Source organism: Streptomyces sp. 11-1-2, assembly GCF_003595545.1.
Classification (GTDB): Bacteria; Actinomycetota; Actinomycetes; order Streptomycetales; family Streptomycetaceae; genus Streptomyces; species Streptomyces hygroscopicus_B.
The window spans coordinates 4570324-4585868 of the sequence record NZ_CP022545.1; the positions used below are offsets into that span (position 1 = coordinate 4570324).

Below are 15545 nucleotides of genomic sequence, written 5' to 3' on the forward strand. Positions count from 1 at the left end.
CCCGGGACCCATCCCCGGCACCGGCACCAGCACCAGCACCAGCACCGTGCCGGGAGAGGCTCAGCTCGTGGGCCAGGGGATCTGCGGGGAGTGGTAGTACGTGATGCCCATGGCGTCCCAGCGGGGGCCCTGCGCCGCCACCCGGACCCGGTAGCTGTCCCAGTCATGTGCGCTCGCGGGGGACCAGCCGAGTTCGGCGATGCCGGGGAGACGGGGGAAGGCCATGTACTCGATGTTCGCGCTGGTCTCGAGGGTCTCCGACCACAGCGGCGCCTCGACACCGAGCACCGAGGACGCCGGAGCGTCCTTGATGTACGTGCCCGGGTCCCAGTCGTAGGACTGCTTCGCCTCGACGTACCCGGCCCAGTTCTGCCCCAGCGGCGTGTTGGCGTCGTACTTCATGTCCAGATAGGCCCGGTTGGCCGGTGAGAGGATCAGCTTGGTGCCCGCCTTGGCCGCCTCCGCGACCTCCTTCTCGCTCCCGTCCGTCCCCCAGTACTGGGCGATCGCGCCCTTCGCGGGATGCGCACCGGTCAGCTGATGCCAGCCGACCGCCGTCTTGCCGTACTTGGCGACCACCGGCTGCACCCGGTCCATGAAGGCCACATAGTCCTCATGGCTGGTGGAGTGGGCCTCGTCCCCGCCGATGTGGAGGTAGGGGCCGGGGGTGAGCGCGGCGAGCTCGCGGATGACGTCGTCCACGAAGTCGTACGTCACGTCCTTCGGCACGCACAGCGAGCTGAAACCGACCTCGGTGCCGGTGTAGAGCGGCGGGGCGACGCCGTCGCAGTTGAGCTCCGCGTAGGAGGCGAGCGCCGCGTTGGTGTGGCCCGGCATGTCGATCTCGGGGACGACGGTCAGCTCACGGCTGGCCGCGTAGCTCACGATCTCGCGGTAGTCGTCCTTGGTGTAGTAGCCGCCGGGGCCGCCGCCGACCTGGGTGGAGCCGCCGTGCGTGGCCAGCCGCGGCCAGGAGTCGATGGCGATCCGCCACCCCTGGTCGTCCGAGAGGTGCAGATGCAGCCTGTTGATCTTGTAGAGGGCGAGCTGGTCGATATAGCGCTTGACCTGGTCCACGCCGAAGAAGTGCCGGGAGACATCGAGCATCGCGCCCCGCCAGGCATAGCGCGGCTCGTCGGTGATGGTGCCGGCGGAGACCCGCCAGGGGCCCGCCTGCCGGGTGGTGCGCTCGATGGACGCGGGCAGGAGCTGCCGCAGCGTCTGGACGCCGTGGAACAGCCCCGCGGAGCTGCGCGCGGTGACGGTGATCGCGCGGCCGGTCACCGCCAGCCGGTATCCCTCCGCGCCCAGCTTCGACACCGCGGCGGCCTTGGGCGTCAGCCGCAGCCGGATGCCGTCGCCGCCCGCCCGCGCGGTGACGGGCAGCCGATAGCCGGTGGCGGGCCGCAGCACCGTCGCGAGGTAGTCGGCCACCCGGCGTGCCGAGCGCGCTGAGCCGTCGGAGCCGGACACCCGGATGGGAGTGTCGGGGTGGATCGCGTACGAGCCCGCCGCGGGCCGTACGGACGCGGGCGCGGGCACGACCCGGTCCAGGGGGGTCGGGGCGGCCGCGGCGTCCGGCGCGGAGGAGGAGGGAGCAGCCGGAGCGGCGGAGGCGGAGGAGGCTGCGGTCCCCGCCCCGGCCACCACGGTCAGCAGCAGGGAACACAGAAGTCGGGCACGACGTCGTCTCACAGGGGGTCCCTTCAACGGCACGTGGCATCTTGGGTACCGCGAGGCTCAGTTGCGGTCAAGGTGTAGACCAATGTGTCGCTGTGGGCCTGTCAGAATTCACCGCATGGCGGAAATAACCCAGCGCGATGGCGCCTGGAGCTTTGACGGGGAAGCGATCCGGATCGTCCCGGGGCGGGACCGCAGCGTGCACGCCGTACGGCAGGCGCTCGGCGAACTGACGGTACCCCTGGTGGCCTTGGCCGGTGTCGCCTATGAGCCGGGGCGCAAGTCGGGCCGGCTTCGGCTGCGGCTGCGCGAGGGGGCGGACCCGCTGCTGCAGACCACCGGCGGCAAGCTGCCGGACGCCGCCGATCCGTATCAGCTCTCGGTGGAACCGGAGCGCAGGGATCTCGCCGAGTATCTGGTCGACGAGGTCCGCCAGGGCCTGGCCCTGGATCAGGTGCCGTCCGGCCCCTGCGACCACTATGTGCTGCCCGGCCCCTCGGTGCCGGTCTCGGCCTCGGCGGGCGACGCCACGGCCTCGTTCGACGGTGAGCGGATCCGGCTGGACTGGAACTGGAAGACCGAGGAGTCGAAGAAGTCCGGCGGCCCCCGCACGATCCTCCTGCCGGACCTGGAGCTGGTGGAGTGGGTCCCGGCCGCCGGGCTGGAGAACGGCTACCTCCGCTTCGTCGTGGCGAAGGCCACGGCGACGGCCGCGCCCAAGTACGACCCGCATGCCGTGGTGCTCTACGGGTTCAAGAAGGATCCGCTGATGGCGCTGGTCGCGGCGGCCGTCATCGCGCGGATGCCGCATCCGGGCGCCCCTGCGAAGGCACTCCCCGCCCAGCAGCCCGCCCCCGAGCCGCCCGTGGACACCCCGCCCACCGGGGGCGACGAGAGTGAGGTGGATCACGACGTCCTGCTGCGACGGCTGCGCGAACTCGGCGATCTTCACCAGAGCGGGATCCTCACCGAGGCGGAGTTCACCACCGCCAAACAGGCCGTACTCCGCCGCTTTTCCGGCGCCTGAGTCGCGGGCTCGCGCCGCCGAGGAGCGGTTTTCACGCCATTGAGGCCCAGTCCTGCCCGATATCGGGCAGGAATGTTGCGAAACACTTCGCCGCATCGCAGTATCTACGGATGCTCGACCGCCGAATGTCCCACGATGACCTGATCGACCACCTGGTCCGCAGTACGCCGCTCAGCCGCGGCGAGGCGAGTCGGGTGGTGCTGGACGTACTGGCGTACTTCGACGAGACGACAGAGGAGTTCGTCCGGCGCCGCCACCGCGAGCTGCAGTCCGGCGGGCTGAGCAACGCGGACATCTTCGAGCGGATCACGGCCGAGCTGCCGTACCGCGCGGTGGCCCCGCCCGAACTCTCGCTGCGCCAGCTGCGCCGCATCGTCTACGGCTGACGACACCGGTCCACGGCACCGGTCCACGATGGCGGCCGCCACCGCCGGACTCGAGCACGAGCATGCACAAGCGATCAATGGGAGGGCCTGAACACCATGTGCGGAATCGTCGGATACATCGGCAAGCGCGATGTGGCACCACTGCTGCTGGAGGGGCTGCAGCGCCTGGAGTACCGCGGCTATGACTCCGCGGGTATCGCGATCCAGGGCAAGCCCGCCAAGGGCGCCCAGAGCGCCGGACTGAAGACCGCCAAGGCCAAGGGCCGGGTCCGCGAGCTGGAGGCCAGGCTTCCCAAGCGGTTCGCGGGCACCACCGGAATCGCCCACACCCGCTGGGCCACCCATGGCGCGCCCAATGACACCAACGCGCATCCGCATCTGGACGCGGACGGCAAGGTCGCCGTCGTCCACAACGGCATCATCGACAACGCCGACGATCTGCGCGCCAAGCTGGCCGCCGACGGCGTCGAGCTGGCCTCCGACACCGACTCCGAGGCGCTCGCCCACCTCATCGGCCGCTCCCAGGCGCCCACCCTGGAGGAGAAGGTCCGCCACGCGCTCTCGATGGTCGAGGGCACCTACGGCATCGCCGTACTGCACGCCGACTTCCCGGACCGCATCGTCGTCGCCCGCAACGGCTCGCCCGTGGTGCTGGGCATCGGCGAGAAGGAGATGTTCGTCGCCTCCGACGTCGCCGCGCTGGTCAGCCACACCCGCCAGGTGGTCACCCTGGACGACGGCGAGATGGCCACCCTCAAGGCCGACGACTACCGCACCTACACCACCGAGGGCAGCCGCACCTCCACCTCCCCCACCACCGTGGAGTGGGAGGCCGAGTCGTACGACATGGGCGGCCACGACACCTATATGCACAAGGAGATCCACGAGCAGGTCGACGCCGTGGACCGAGTGCTGCGCGGCCGGATCGACGACCGGTTCTCCACCGTCCGGCTGGGCGGGCTCAACCTGGACGCCCGCGAGGCGCGCGGGGTCCGCCGGGTCAAGATCCTCGGCTGTGGTTCGGCGTACCACACTGGCCTGATCGGTGCCCAGTTGATCGAGGAGCTGGCTCGGATCCCGGCGGACGCGGAGCCCGCGAGCGAGTTCCGCTACCGCAACCCGGTCGTGGACCCGGACACCCTCTACATCGCGGTCAGCCAGTCCGGCGAGACCTACGACACCCTGGCGGCCGTCCAGGAGCTCAAGCGCAAGGGCGCGCGGGTGCTCGGCGTCGTCAACGTCGTGGGCAGCGCCATCGCCCGGGAGACGGACGGCGGGGTCTACGTCCACGCGGGCCCGGAGGTGTGCGTCGTCTCCACCAAGTGCTTCACCAACACCGCCGTCGCCTTCGCGCTGCTCGCCCTCCACCTGGGCCGGATCCGCGATCTCTCGGTCGCCGACGGCAAGCGGATCATCGCCGGGCTGCGCAAGCTGCCCGAGCAGATCGCCGAGGTGCTGAGCGGCGAGGAAGAGATCAAAAAGCTCGCCGCGGAATATGCGAACGCAAAGAGCATGATGTTCGTCGGGCGGGTCCGCGGCTACCCGGTGGCGCGCGAGGCGTCCCTGAAGCTGAAGGAGGTCTCCTACGTCCACGCCGAGGCGTACCCGGCCTCCGAGCTCAAGCACGGGCCGCTCGCGCTGATCGAGCCCGAGGTGCCGACCGTGGCCGTCCTGCCGGACGACGACCTGCTGGAGAAGAACCGCGCGACGCTGGAGGAGATCAAGGCCCGCAGCGGCCGGATCCTGGCCGTCGCCCATCGGGAGCAGGAGAAGGCGGACCACACGATCGTGGTACCCCGCAACGAGGTGGAACTCGACCCGATCCTCATGGGCATCCCGCTCCAACTGCTCGCCTATCACACGGCGCTGGCGCTCGGCCGGGACATCGACAAGCCCCGCAACCTCGCCAAGTCGGTGACGGTCGAATAGCCCCGCGCACCCGCGCGACCTCGGCGAATCCCTCCGCGAGCCCCTCGGCGGTCCCCCGCGTGTGCCACCACGCACGCGGGGGCCGCCTCCCCTGCGCCGGCGTCGCCCTATACGCCGGCGGCTGGCCGACGCGCGGGAACCGTCACTTCCCGCGCGTCGGCACGATCGAACGTTTTGTACCCCTCACAAACGCACAATCCACCTCTACGCGCGGGTAGGTTTGTCCGTTGTCAAGATGAACTTGACGCCATCTCACCTGCGGTCAAGGGGAGTTGGGGGTGTCCGGTTCCAGGCGTCCGCGCCAAGTCGTGCCGACGGAAGAGGTTTTGTGCTGAACAACCGCGCTTGACGAACAGGTGCCGGGGCACGGCGTGCCAGGGCACGGGGACTTGGAGGGGCCGGAAAGCCCCGGAGAAGCCGCTCAGGGGCGCTCGGGGGCCGCTCGGGGACTATGGAGCGCCTGGAGCACTCCGAGGCACCAGGAGGCACGGAGCACCCGGTGACACTCGGGAGATGCTCAGCGGGCGCCCAGGGGACGTCCAGGGAATGCCCAGCGGACGCTCGGGGAGTGCCCAGCGCACGCTCGGGGGCCCAGCGGACGCTCAGGGGTGCCCAGCCGACGTCAAGGGACGCTCAGCCGACGCTCAGGGGATGACGATGACGGGCCGCTGCGCCCGCCGGGCGAGCCGCCCCGCGACCGAGCCGAAGATCCGCCCCACCAGCCCATGAGTGGAGCCCACCACAATGGCGTCGGCCGCGTACTCCCGGCCGACCTCCTCCAGCTCATGGCAGATGTCCCCGCCTCGCTCGACGAGGATCCAGGGCACCTCGGAGAGATGATCGGCACAGGCCAGCTCAAGCCCCAGCACCTCGGTGCGGTGATCGGGGACGTCGACGAAGACCGGCGGCTCACAGCCCGCCCACACCGTCGTCGGCAGCCGGTTGGCCACGTGGACGATGATCAGACCTGAGCCTGAGCGCCGGGCCATGCCGATGGCGTAGGCGAGGGCGCGTTCGCTCGACATGGAGCCGTCGAATCCCACCACAACACCGTGCTGGAACGCTGGATCGCAGGAATGACGTGTTTCTTCCGCCGCTTCGGGGGTCGCCATGTGATCGGCGACCCGCTTGCGGTCCGCGGGTTCGGGGATTTCGTGACCGGCCATCGGTGTCTCGGCGAAGGATGTCCTCGTGCGGAGGGATCGGCGGGGGCTCAGGTTGGGGGTTGTCGGGGGACTTGAGCTCCGCTGGAGCTCGGGGACGATCTCGAGGGGTCGAAATCCGTCCGGGATTCATCTTTCCAAGCCCTTACCCCCAAGGGTACGGCGGCATTCCACCACCTGCCCAGAGGTAGCCACGGGAGCGGAGCCGCCCGAAGCGTTCCCCGGAGCATGCCGGAGGGCGGCCCGTAACGCAATGCCCCAAGTGGTCCCCGCCACGCCCGGGCACCGGCCCGGTGCCCGGCCCGGCCGGACCGCCGCGGTACGCCGCGCCGCCGCCCGGCAGTGACCTGGGGGCGGGCCGGGCGTTGTAGTAGCGGCAGCCGCTGCGGCGGCCCCGGCCCGACCCGCTCACCTGCCCGGATCCCCGGCCCGCCGCCCCTCCCCACCCCCGCGCGGAGCGCCCTGCCGACATCTCGCCGGCCGCTCGAGAGGAGCCTTGCCCGTGTCCGTCGCCCGCGAGTACGACGCCCCCGGCGGCATCCCCGGCGACACGGCCGGGACACCCGGACGGCCCCATATTCCAAGCCCCGCTCGAGCCCCGGTCCAGCCCACCGCTAGCGACGCGGTGAGCGAGGTGATCCGCTGGGCGGCCTTCGGCTGCGCCGTGGTCCCCGTCGTCCTGCTCATGTGCGGATTACCCGTCGGCGGCGCCCTGGGTGCCGGTGCGGGTCTGGCCGCAGTGACGGCCGCCAGCCGCGCCCTGCTCCGCCATTCCGAGCGCACCGCGGCCCGGCTGGACGCGGACGGCGTCAGCCCGCACCGGGGCCGCCACGGCCGTACGGGGATCGGCGCGCACCGGGGCGGCCGCCGCGTCTGAGGACGCGCGAAGGGACCGGGGCCGGGGACGCGGTCCGTAGCGCTCCGTACACTCAGCGCTGATGGAGCGCCGCTGGAGCGTCGCTCGAGCCCGAAGGATGTACGAGCCGGCCGTACGCCGGTCGCATGACGCATCCGTACGCGTGCGCCCGCTTGTTTTAAGCCAACTTCGGGCCACACTTCTTCCCTTGGCAAACGCCGTGCTCAACACCCGTCCGGCCAGCGTGGAAAGGGGTCAGCGGCACACGTACCCCCTACGGGAAGTGGGTGTCCGCACAAGGCGTACTTCACAGCGAGGGCTACGAGTGCAACGCTTCGTGATCGAATGCTTCGCGCCAAGTTCCCATGTCGACATAGTGGCGGGTGGTGAACTGGTCACGGCGACCACACGCGACACAGTAGATTCGATCTTGGCCATGACCGGCGGGGGAACCGTTCAGGACCGAGGGGAAACGTGCAGGACCGAGAGGACGCGACCACCGAGGGGGGCTTAGTGCCATGAGCCAGGACTCCACGACCGTACCGGAGACCTCGCGCAAGCTCTCCGGACGCCGGCGACGAGAAATCGTCGCGGTGCTGCTGTTCAGCGGCGGCCCCATCTTCGAAAGCTCCATCCCGCTCTCCGTCTTCGGTATCGACCGGCAGGACGCCGGAGTCCCTCGGTACCGATTGCTGGTGTGCGCGGGCGAAGATGTGCCACTGCGAACGACTGGCGGACTGGAACTGACCGCACCATACGGCCTGGAGGCACTCTCCCGGGCCGGCACCGTCGTCGTACCGGCCTGGCGGTCGATAACCCAGCCGCCACCGGCCGCCGCGCTCGACGCGCTGCGCCGCGCGCACGAGGAGGGCGCGCGGATCGTGGGCCTGTGCACCGGGGCCTTCGTACTGGCCGCCGCCGGGCTGCTGGACGGCCGCCCGGCGACCACCCACTGGATGTACGCGCCGACGCTCGCCAAGCGCTATCCGTCGGTCCATGTGGACCCCCGCGAGCTCTTCGTCGACGACGGCGACGTACTGACCTCGGCGGGCACCGCCGCCGGGATCGATCTGTGCCTGCACATCGTGCGCACCGACCACGGCGCGGACGCCGCCGGCGCCCTCGCCCGGCGCCTGGTCGTCCCGCCACGCCGCAGCGGAGGGCAGGAGCGCTATCTGGACAGGTCGTTACCAGAGGAGATCGGGGCGGATCCGCTCGCCGAGGTGGTGGCGTGGGCGCTCGAGCATCTGCATGAGCAGTTCGACGTCGAGGCCCTGGCGGCCCGCGCCTATATGAGCCGCAGAACCTTCGACCGCAGGTTCCGCTCGCTCACTGGGAGCGCTCCACTGCAGTGGCTGATCACCCAGCGGGTGCTGCAGGCGCAGCGGCTCCTGGAGACCTCCGACTACTCGGTCGACGAGGTCGCGGGCCGCTGCGGCTTCCGTTCGCCGGTCGCGCTGCGCGGGCACTTCCGGCGGCAGCTCGGGTCCTCCCCGGCCGCCTACCGGGCCGCGTACCGCGCCCGCAGGCCCCAGGGCGGGCCGGTCGAGCGTACGGACCGCCCCGACCGCCTGGAGCGGCTGGAGCGGGCCGACCGGCCCGACCGCGCCGAGGTGATCGAACCCCGCTCGGGCGACCACTCCCTGCCGCTGCGGCGGCAGGGCGCGCCCGGCGGTCCCACCGGTCACTCGGGGCATCCTCCGCACCACCATCACGCTCCGCATCCGGACCCTGGCAAACCGGAGTCGGACGCCTACGCCCCACGGCTGCCCGAACAGGCGACGGGCCGCGCTCCGGGCCGTCCGTCCCTGCCCGGCCAGCGGGAACGCCCCGTAGGGTGAGACGTATGAACGATCGCATGGTGTGGATCGACTGCGAGATGACCGGGCTCTCGCTGGCGAACGACGCGCTTATCGAGGTGGCCGCACTGGTCACGGACTCCGAGCTCAACATCCAGGGCGAGGGAGTGGACATCGTTGTCCGGCCCCCCGCGGAAGCGCTGGTCACCATGCCCGAGGTGGTGCGCGACATGCACACCACCTCCGGACTGCTCGCCGAGCTCGAGGGCGGGACCACGCTCGAGGACGCCCAGGACCAGGTCCTGGCCTACATCCGCGAGCACGTCCCCGAGGCCGGCAAGGCCCCGCTGTGCGGAAACTCGGTCGGCACCGACCGGGGCTTCCTCCTCCGGGACATGCCGACGCTCGAGAGCTACCTCCACTACCGGATCGTCGACGTCTCCTCGATCAAGGAGCTGGCCCGCCGCTGGTATCCGCGGGCCTACTTCAACAGCCCCAAGAAGAACGGCAACCACCGCGCGCTCGCGGACATCCACGAGTCCATCGCCGAGCTGCGCTACTACCGTGAAGCGATCTTCGTCCCCGCGCCCGGACCGGACTCGGACACGGCGAAGACCATCGCGGCCAAGCACGTCCTGCCCGCCCGGCAGACCTGACCCGGGCCGGCCCGACCCGGTGCTCGCTCCCGACACCCCGAAAGCCGGGAGCGAGCACCCCTTCGGACCCTGTACACTTTTTCTCGGCCGGTGCGGAAAGCGCCGGTCATGGTGGGTATAGCTCAGCTGGTAGAGCACCTGGTTGTGGTCCAGGATGTCGCGGGTTCGAGTCCCGTTACTCACCCTCTGCGAAGAGGCCGCTGACCTGTGTAAGTGGGACAGCGGCCTCTTTCTCGTATCTCCCCGCAGCCACACCGGTGGCCACCCGGGATCTTGAGAAGGCTCTCCCTTCCCTCCACGCCCTCTGCCCCCGTCCGGCCGCCGGACCGGGCGGGGGGCTTTTGCCGCGCCCGGAGTCAGCGCAGGGCCTCGATGGCCTTCAGGATCAACGCCCGCGCCTCGGCCCCGTACACGGCCATGCTGCGCAGCCGCTCGAAGGTCTTCAGATACTGGGCGAGTTCGCCGGGCTGGGTCACGTTCACCTCGGCGGTCACCAGCTCTACGGACACCGTCCGGTCGTCGTAGATGTGGAAGGTCTCCTCGGTCCAGTGCGTCCGCCGGGCCGCCATCGGGATGATCCCGAGCGACACCGCGGGCAGCGCACCAGCGGTCAGCAGGTAACCCAACTGGGCGGCCATGGCGTCCGTGTCCGCGATCCGGCAGTACAACACCGACTCCTCGATGACCACGACAAAGCGGTGTCCCTGCTCGTGGATGATCCGGGACCGCTCGATCCGCGCCCGGGCCGCGGCCGCACTGTCGTCTGTAGGCAGGTCGTGGACGCTCGCGGCGATCCCGAGGACGGCTCGCGCGTAGCCCTCTGTCTGTAGCAGGCCGGGCACGAGGCTGGAGGAGTAGATGCGGAACACCTCGGTTGCCTGGAACGCCTGGACGCGACTCTCCTGAATGTGACGGAGTCCAGCCCGAACCTGGTCGCGCCACTGCCGGTACATCGTCTCAGCACTGATGGACTGGACGACGAGTTCCTGCGCCTGCTCGTCGGCGTGGGTGGCGGCGCACCAGCGGCGAATGTCCGTGGCGGACGGCCCGGTGAGGGCGTTCTCAATGCGGCTGGTCTTGGAGTAGTGCCAGCCGCACGCGGCTGCCAGCTGTACGACCGTCAGGCCGGCTTCCTTGCGGAGGTCGCGCAGCCGCTGGGCAACGGCTTCACGTGCGGCCTGGGCAGATGAGGACGGCGAGAGGGGCATGAGCTGGCAGCCAGTGCTTCCTGGTCAGTGGATCTGGTACTGGTCGTGGGGCATGGCGCGTGCCCAGACGGCGTCGAATGCCTCCGCGCACAGCTTGACGGCCGCCGGGTCCGTGGAAATCTCGTGGCCGATGAGGGCGCCGTTCCCGGAGAAGAAGCCCCAGCGGATCAGGTGATCGTCGAACAGCCAGAAGTCGTTGCCGGGCAGCGCGATGTCCGAGGCGCGCCGACGAGGCAGCCAGCTCACTTGCTCGCCTGCGTGCACGTTGACGACTGTGGATGCGTGCTCGTATCGGATGTAGTCGGTAACCGGCTCGGACACGATCCGGGCCCGGCGCACGACGACACCGCGTGCCACCGTGCTGGAGACGGCATCGACCCAGGGTGCCCAACCCGGCGAGCGGGGGTCGGTGTCCACACTGCCGGTCTGCTGCCACTCCCTGAACTCGTCCGCTTCCGCGGTTACTCCGTAGTGGTCCCGCATCTCGAGGTGCACGGCAAAGCGCGCGCAGTCAGCCAACAGGTCAGTGATGGTCGGGATGCTCGAGGGCATCGCACGCCTCCCTGATCATGTGCACCATCCTGGCGGGGATACGAATCACAGCCTCATCGTCCGGGATGCCGACGGCATGCCCCGGCACCTCGAACCTCGCACACTCGGCTTCGAGTTCAGGGCCCGGTTTCCAGCCCTGGAAGACGAGCTCATGCTCCTCCTGGTCGACCCACACGGTCGGGGAGTCTCCTGTCTTGGTGTCGGGATCGATCCCGATGAACCGTAACGGCACGCCTGTCTCCATCCATGTGATGTGCAGTTCTTTGCGCCACAATCAGGCAGTCAGAGACCCGCGTCAAGGGTGCGAACCTGGCAACTCACGGGCTCATAGGCTCACTCTGCAAAGAACTGCACATAGCTGGCTGTGCTGCACACCTCACTCCTAGCGTCGACGGATACGACGAAACCCGGCGAGGCGGCGGCGCCTCCCGGGGCACGGCAACGCCACAAGGAGCGCCAGCATGGCCACTTCTGCCACCCGTCCACCGGCCAGCGAAGAACGGGACCAACGCCCCATCGACATCCAGACGATGCGTACCAGTACGCGCCGTCTGCTCGCCGAGGACACCGAACTCCCCACGGCCGAGGAACTGGAGACGCTCACCCTCCGGCTGCGCGGGCACATCATGGTCGCCGTCCCCGAAGTCGAGCAGCTGGCCGGCAGTCTCCCCGAGGACGACACGCGACGCGCCTGCGCACGTGCCTGCGCACGCGCCTGCATCGGCGAGGCCCGCATGCGGATGCGCCTGGAACCCGGCGCTACGCTGCCCGCCAAAGTGGCGCACGCCCAGCGGCTCGCCCGCTCCGTCAACGCCCTGTGCGACCACTACGAGAACCTCGGCGGGAGCTGACCGTGTCATCCCGCGTCGAGTGGCGGTGGCGCGATGAGGGCAGCAGCTACGGCCACTCCCAGAAGGTCGTCGTCACAGCCCCGAGTTTGCGAGGCCCGGCCGCCGAGACCGAATGGCGCGCAGTCCTGGAGCACGCCACAGGGTGCCTGGCCTGCCGGACGCCTGGCGCCGCGTGTTCGGAGGGCGAGCGGCTGCTCAGCGTCTACGAGGCGGCTGCGCGGCAGGACCGGTCAGGAGGCGACGCCGAATGAGACACCGCCGCCAGGCGTCGGGCCGCACGGGCCGGGCTGCTCGTCTTCCGCGCCGCCCGGATGGGCCTGCGTGAATTCTTCACGGCGATCGTCAATGCCCCCTCCCGGCCGCGGCCGGGAGGGGGCATCTCCTCGTGCTCTTGCTGACCCCGGTCTGGGGCACACATCTACTCGATGCCGCTTACGGCTCCGGGTCCAGCGGAATCTGAAGGGTCACGAGTGCGCCTGCACGCCTGACGACGACCGGGTAGGTGGCGCCCGACCTCTTACCGCTGAGGACCGCATCGAGGTCGTTGACGGTGGGGGTGGGGATTCCCGCGACTTCGGTGATGACATCACCGGGCAGGAGTCCTGCGGCTTCGGTGCTGCTGCCCGGGTCGACGGCGAGCACTCGTACGCCTCCGCCCGCAGGGCTGGTGTTCTTGAGGTTGCCCGCGATGATGCCCTGGATGCCGGGGGCGATGTACACGGTGAGCGGCTGGGTCGCCCCGTTCAGGGTGAAGCTCCCGGTGAACGTCCCCCCGGCCAGAGGAGCATCGCTGTCTGCGACGACGTGGACGGTGAAGGGCCGGATGAAGTCCCACGTGCTGGCCGAGCCCTGCGCGGTGGCGGACCTGCCGTCCCCGGCGATCTGCACCGGGCACGACATCCCTGTGCATCGCAGATCCAGTCCGACAATGCGAGTGTGCGGCGGTGCCTGGATGCTGATGGAGCTGGGCTGGTGGTACCGCTGCCCGTCCGGCGGATAGTCGACGGTCTTCGCCGGCCCGCCCGCGTCCAGGCTGGGGACGTTCTGCTGAGGGGGCAGGGAACGCACCTGAGAGGAGGCGGACGCCGCTGCCGACGCGGAAAACGCAGTGGCGGGTACAGCCGCTCCGGCTGCGAGCAGAGCGGTGCCCAGGGCGAGAACGCCCCAGGCCCGGCCAAACTTACCGATCATCGGGACCCTTCCTGATCGTAGAGCCCCAAATGTCCCAGTCGAGGCCAGAGCTCAGCTCGAATTTGGGTGGTGTACGGCCTGCTTCACCGCGGCCGGCCTGGATCGCTTCGGCGGCGGCACGCCAGCGAATCCACTGGGCGGTGTGCTCTTCGCCGTCGAGGCCACGGAGCTTGGCGTGCTCGGCGTCGGCCGCTTTCTGAGGTTGATGCGTCTGTCGGAGATCTCCACGGGCGGATCATCGGCCGGTCACCGCGCGCCCCTTCGTTTGACCTGCGGGCCGGGCCCGATGACGTGAGGACGGCTCCCGCGAGGGCCCCTCAGCCCAAGGTCCTCGACTCCCAACCCGAGGCCCGGCAGTCAGCTCGGCAGCGGAAGCTCAGCGAGCATCACGGCGAAGAGCGGAGAGTCCGGGAAGGGCTGGCGCTCCCCCACCTTCCGGAAGCCCCAGGACTCGTACAGGGCCTGTACCCGGGGATGTTCGGTGTCCACGAGCAGGACCGCAAGGACCTCGTCCCGCCCTGCCATCAGCGTCCGGGTCAGCCGCTCGGCCAGTCCCTGCTTGCGCCACTCCGGGATCACGGCCAGCTCGGAATACGAGAAGGTCAAGTCCTTCTCCGGCGCCGGGTCAAGGTAGTCGCGCCACCACTCACGACCGGGGCTGGCCGGGGCGCCGTACGCGAAGCCCACTGCCTTGTCGCCGTCGAACGCGATCACGCAGGAGAACCCGGGGAGGCCGCCCCAGTGGTCGACGAACCAGGGGAAGCGCTGGTTGAACTCATCCTCCATCGCCTCGCCTTGGGCGTCGGCGTGCACATCGATCAGCGTCTGGCGGATCTCCGGAAGGTCCGCGTGGGTGAAGTGGCGGACGTCCAGACCAGCGGCACTCAAGATCGGCTCCATTCGGATCGGTAGCGGTCTCCCCACTCTCGGGCGACGCCCGCGTCCGGGGCGACAGTGATCAAGTCACGGTAGTAGTCACCGAGAAGTGAGCGCATTCGGCCAGGGATCGGGTGCCCCGCCATCAGCTCGAAGACCGTGGAGGCAGTAGCGCACGCCTGATCGATGTCGCGCTGGTGAAGCTGGGTCAGGGCGAGCCGTGCGGTGGCCAGGGCACGGTTGCGGCGGAACGCTTTCGGGATGCCCGCCAGGGCCTGGTGAGAGGCGGCCTCGCCCTCCACGGGTTCGCCGATATTGTCCCGGACGATGGCCGTGAGGGCGAGCAGCTCGCCAGGTCCGTAGAAGGCGGTCCAGATCGGCCGGGGATCATTCAAGGACGCCTTGCCCAACGCCTCGTGGGCGCACCCGAGGGAGCGTAAGGCGGCCTGCCGTTCACCCAGGGTGGAGTGGGCGAGCGCCGTCCGGACGTGGGCCAGGGAGCCGTAGAACGGGTCCCGCCGGGCGATGGCCGTCGCCTGGGCCGCATAGCCGCAGTGGACGGCCTCGGTGTACGCACCGCGATGGTGGGAGAGGCTGGAGTACAGGTTCCAGGCTTCCAGCTCTGCAGTGGGGTCCTTGGCCATCCCAGCCAGATAAAGCGCCCGGTCCAGCAAGCCCCTGGCCCGGTCGGTCCGCTTGTCGTCGATGGCTGACCAAGCGGCCTGGCATGTGTAATCGGCGGCCACGCTGAACAGCCTCTGGCGGATGCGCTGGGAGGCACCGAGCTTCTGCTTTTCCAGCGCCTCGGCCGCCCCGGCGAGGGCCATACGCTCCAGTTCATCGTGACCTCCCCGTTTGGCGTCCAGCGCCACCAAGGCGTCCAAGCCGGAACGGAGCCGGATCACGTCGGAGGTGCCTACGGAGTGCTGTGCGACGAGAGGCACAGCGACCGCGGCCGTCGTACCGGTGGTGGCGGTCAGGAAATTCCGGCGCCTCACGGGCTCCTCCGGTTCGGTGGTGGGACATCTTCGGACCGGTGGGACGAATCCCAGTTCTTCGGCCGTACATCCGGATACTGCCTCTAAGGCTGCCCGCTGCCGAGGGTGCGGCCAACCCGTCTTTCCGGTCAGCCAGTTGCGAACCGTCCGGTCGCTCACCGTGCCCTCATACCCCTGGGACATCAGGCGGACGTTCACCGCGTCGGCCAACTCGGCCTGAGTGAGGCCGATCTCTTGCATGGCGTTATTGAGGCTTTCGTTCCCCTCCACGTACCCACCGTAGCCATGAGAGCCCCCTCCGTGAGGGGAGTCGACCAGAAATTTCCGGCTGGGCGGTTTGCACACGGGGGCGACACTTCCTCCTCTCGTGCGG

At 69.7% G+C, this 15545-nt stretch carries 16 protein-coding genes and 1 tRNA gene; 9 read left to right on the forward strand and 8 right to left on the reverse strand.

The window, feature by feature from the left end:
• Positions 1–60 precede the first annotated feature (60 nt).
• On the reverse strand, positions 61–1695 hold the full coding sequence (locus tag CGL27_RS18910; protein ID WP_119988719.1) for a beta-N-acetylhexosaminidase: 1635 nt from the start codon (positions 1693–1695) through the stop codon (positions 61–63).
• A 103-nt stretch (positions 1696–1798) separates the two neighbouring features.
• Here CGL27_RS18910 and CGL27_RS18915 point away from each other — a divergent pair, with 103 nt between their 5' ends.
• The 3 genes from CGL27_RS18915 (at position 1799) to glmS (ending at position 5022) form a co-directional block, all read left to right on the forward strand.
• Entirely contained in the window at positions 1799–2707 is a 909-nt protein-coding gene (locus CGL27_RS18915; protein WP_119988722.1) for a DUF4429 domain-containing protein, read from the forward strand.
• Between the two features lie 110 nt (positions 2708–2817).
• Positions 2818–3093: a hypothetical protein gene (locus CGL27_RS18920; RefSeq protein ID WP_078641573.1), complete on the forward strand. Its 276-nt coding sequence runs from the start codon at positions 2818–2820 to the stop codon at positions 3091–3093.
• A 96-nt stretch (positions 3094–3189) separates the two neighbouring features.
• On the forward strand, positions 3190–5022 hold the full coding sequence (gene glmS / locus CGL27_RS18925) for a glutamine--fructose-6-phosphate transaminase (isomerizing) (RefSeq protein ID WP_078641574.1): 1833 nt from the start codon (positions 3190–3192) through the stop codon (positions 5020–5022).
• Positions 5023–5666: 644 nt separating this feature from the next.
• Here glmS and CGL27_RS18930 read toward each other — a convergent pair.
• A complete protein-coding gene (locus CGL27_RS18930; protein ID WP_014060893.1) occupies positions 5667–6188 on the reverse strand; it encodes a universal stress protein in 522 nt (173 codons plus the stop codon).
• A 499-nt stretch (positions 6189–6687) separates the two neighbouring features.
• Here CGL27_RS18930 and CGL27_RS18935 point away from each other — a divergent pair, with 499 nt between their 5' ends.
• From CGL27_RS18935 to CGL27_RS18950, 4 genes are all read left to right on the forward strand, one after another.
• Entirely contained in the window at positions 6688–7062 is a 375-nt protein-coding gene (locus tag CGL27_RS18935; protein WP_308124784.1) for a hypothetical protein, read from the forward strand.
• Positions 7063–7559: 497 nt separating this feature from the next.
• Positions 7560–8882, forward strand: a complete 1323-nt coding sequence (locus tag CGL27_RS18940; RefSeq protein ID WP_078641576.1) for a helix-turn-helix domain-containing protein — start codon at positions 7560–7562, stop codon at positions 8880–8882.
• Between the two features lie 5 nt (positions 8883–8887).
• Complete coding sequence (gene orn / locus CGL27_RS18945; RefSeq protein WP_078641577.1) at positions 8888–9496, forward strand: oligoribonuclease; 609 nt, start codon at positions 8888–8890, stop codon at positions 9494–9496.
• Positions 9497–9607: 111 nt separating this feature from the next.
• Positions 9608–9680: transfer RNA gene (locus CGL27_RS18950), tRNA-His, on the forward strand.
• Positions 9681–9852: 172 nt separating this feature from the next.
• Here the strand turns inward: CGL27_RS18950 and CGL27_RS18955 are convergent.
• From CGL27_RS18955 to CGL27_RS18965, 3 genes are read right to left on the reverse strand one after another with little or no spacing between them, the layout of a single operon-like run.
• On the reverse strand, positions 9853–10704 hold the full coding sequence (locus CGL27_RS18955) for a helix-turn-helix transcriptional regulator (RefSeq protein ID WP_119988725.1): 852 nt from the start codon (positions 10702–10704) through the stop codon (positions 9853–9855).
• A gap of 24 nt (positions 10705–10728) precedes the next feature.
• A complete protein-coding gene (locus tag CGL27_RS18960; protein WP_119988727.1) occupies positions 10729–11256 on the reverse strand; it encodes a DUF6879 family protein in 528 nt (175 codons plus the stop codon).
• Positions 11228–11488 carry a hypothetical protein gene (locus tag CGL27_RS18965; RefSeq protein ID WP_119988729.1) on the reverse strand — a complete coding sequence of 87 codons (261 nt, stop codon included), beginning with the start codon at positions 11486–11488 and terminating at the stop codon, positions 11228–11230. The genes CGL27_RS18960 and CGL27_RS18965 overlap by 29 nt, the downstream gene beginning before the upstream one ends.
• 229 nt (positions 11489–11717) lie before the next feature.
• On the opposite strand from CGL27_RS18965, the gene CGL27_RS18970 reads away from it, so the two are divergent.
• Positions 11718–12107, forward strand: coding sequence for a DUF6415 family natural product biosynthesis protein (locus CGL27_RS18970; protein WP_119988732.1), 390 nt, complete (start codon positions 11718–11720; stop codon positions 12105–12107).
• A gap of 2 nt (positions 12108–12109) precedes the next feature.
• Positions 12110–12358: a hypothetical protein gene (locus CGL27_RS18975; protein ID WP_119988735.1), complete on the forward strand. Its 249-nt coding sequence runs from the start codon at positions 12110–12112 to the stop codon at positions 12356–12358.
• 181 nt (positions 12359–12539) lie between these two features.
• Here the strand turns inward: CGL27_RS18975 and CGL27_RS18980 are convergent, their stop codons facing one another.
• The 3 genes from CGL27_RS18980 to CGL27_RS18990 all read right to left on the reverse strand — a co-directional run bounded on the left by CGL27_RS18980 (position 12540) and on the right by CGL27_RS18990 (position 15172).
• Positions 12540–13298 carry a PDZ domain-containing protein gene (locus CGL27_RS18980; protein WP_119988738.1) on the reverse strand — a complete coding sequence of 253 codons (759 nt, stop codon included), beginning with the start codon at positions 13296–13298 and terminating at the stop codon, positions 12540–12542.
• 357 nt (positions 13299–13655) lie between these two features.
• Complete coding sequence (locus CGL27_RS18985) at positions 13656–14198, reverse strand: GNAT family N-acetyltransferase (RefSeq protein ID WP_119988740.1); 543 nt, start codon at positions 14196–14198, stop codon at positions 13656–13658.
• Positions 14183–15172 (reverse strand): XRE family transcriptional regulator, encoded by a 990-nt coding sequence (locus tag CGL27_RS18990; RefSeq protein ID WP_346345735.1) that lies wholly within the window; start codon positions 15170–15172, stop codon positions 14183–14185. The genes CGL27_RS18985 and CGL27_RS18990 overlap by 16 nt, the downstream gene beginning before the upstream one ends.
• Positions 15173–15545 lie beyond the last annotated feature (373 nt).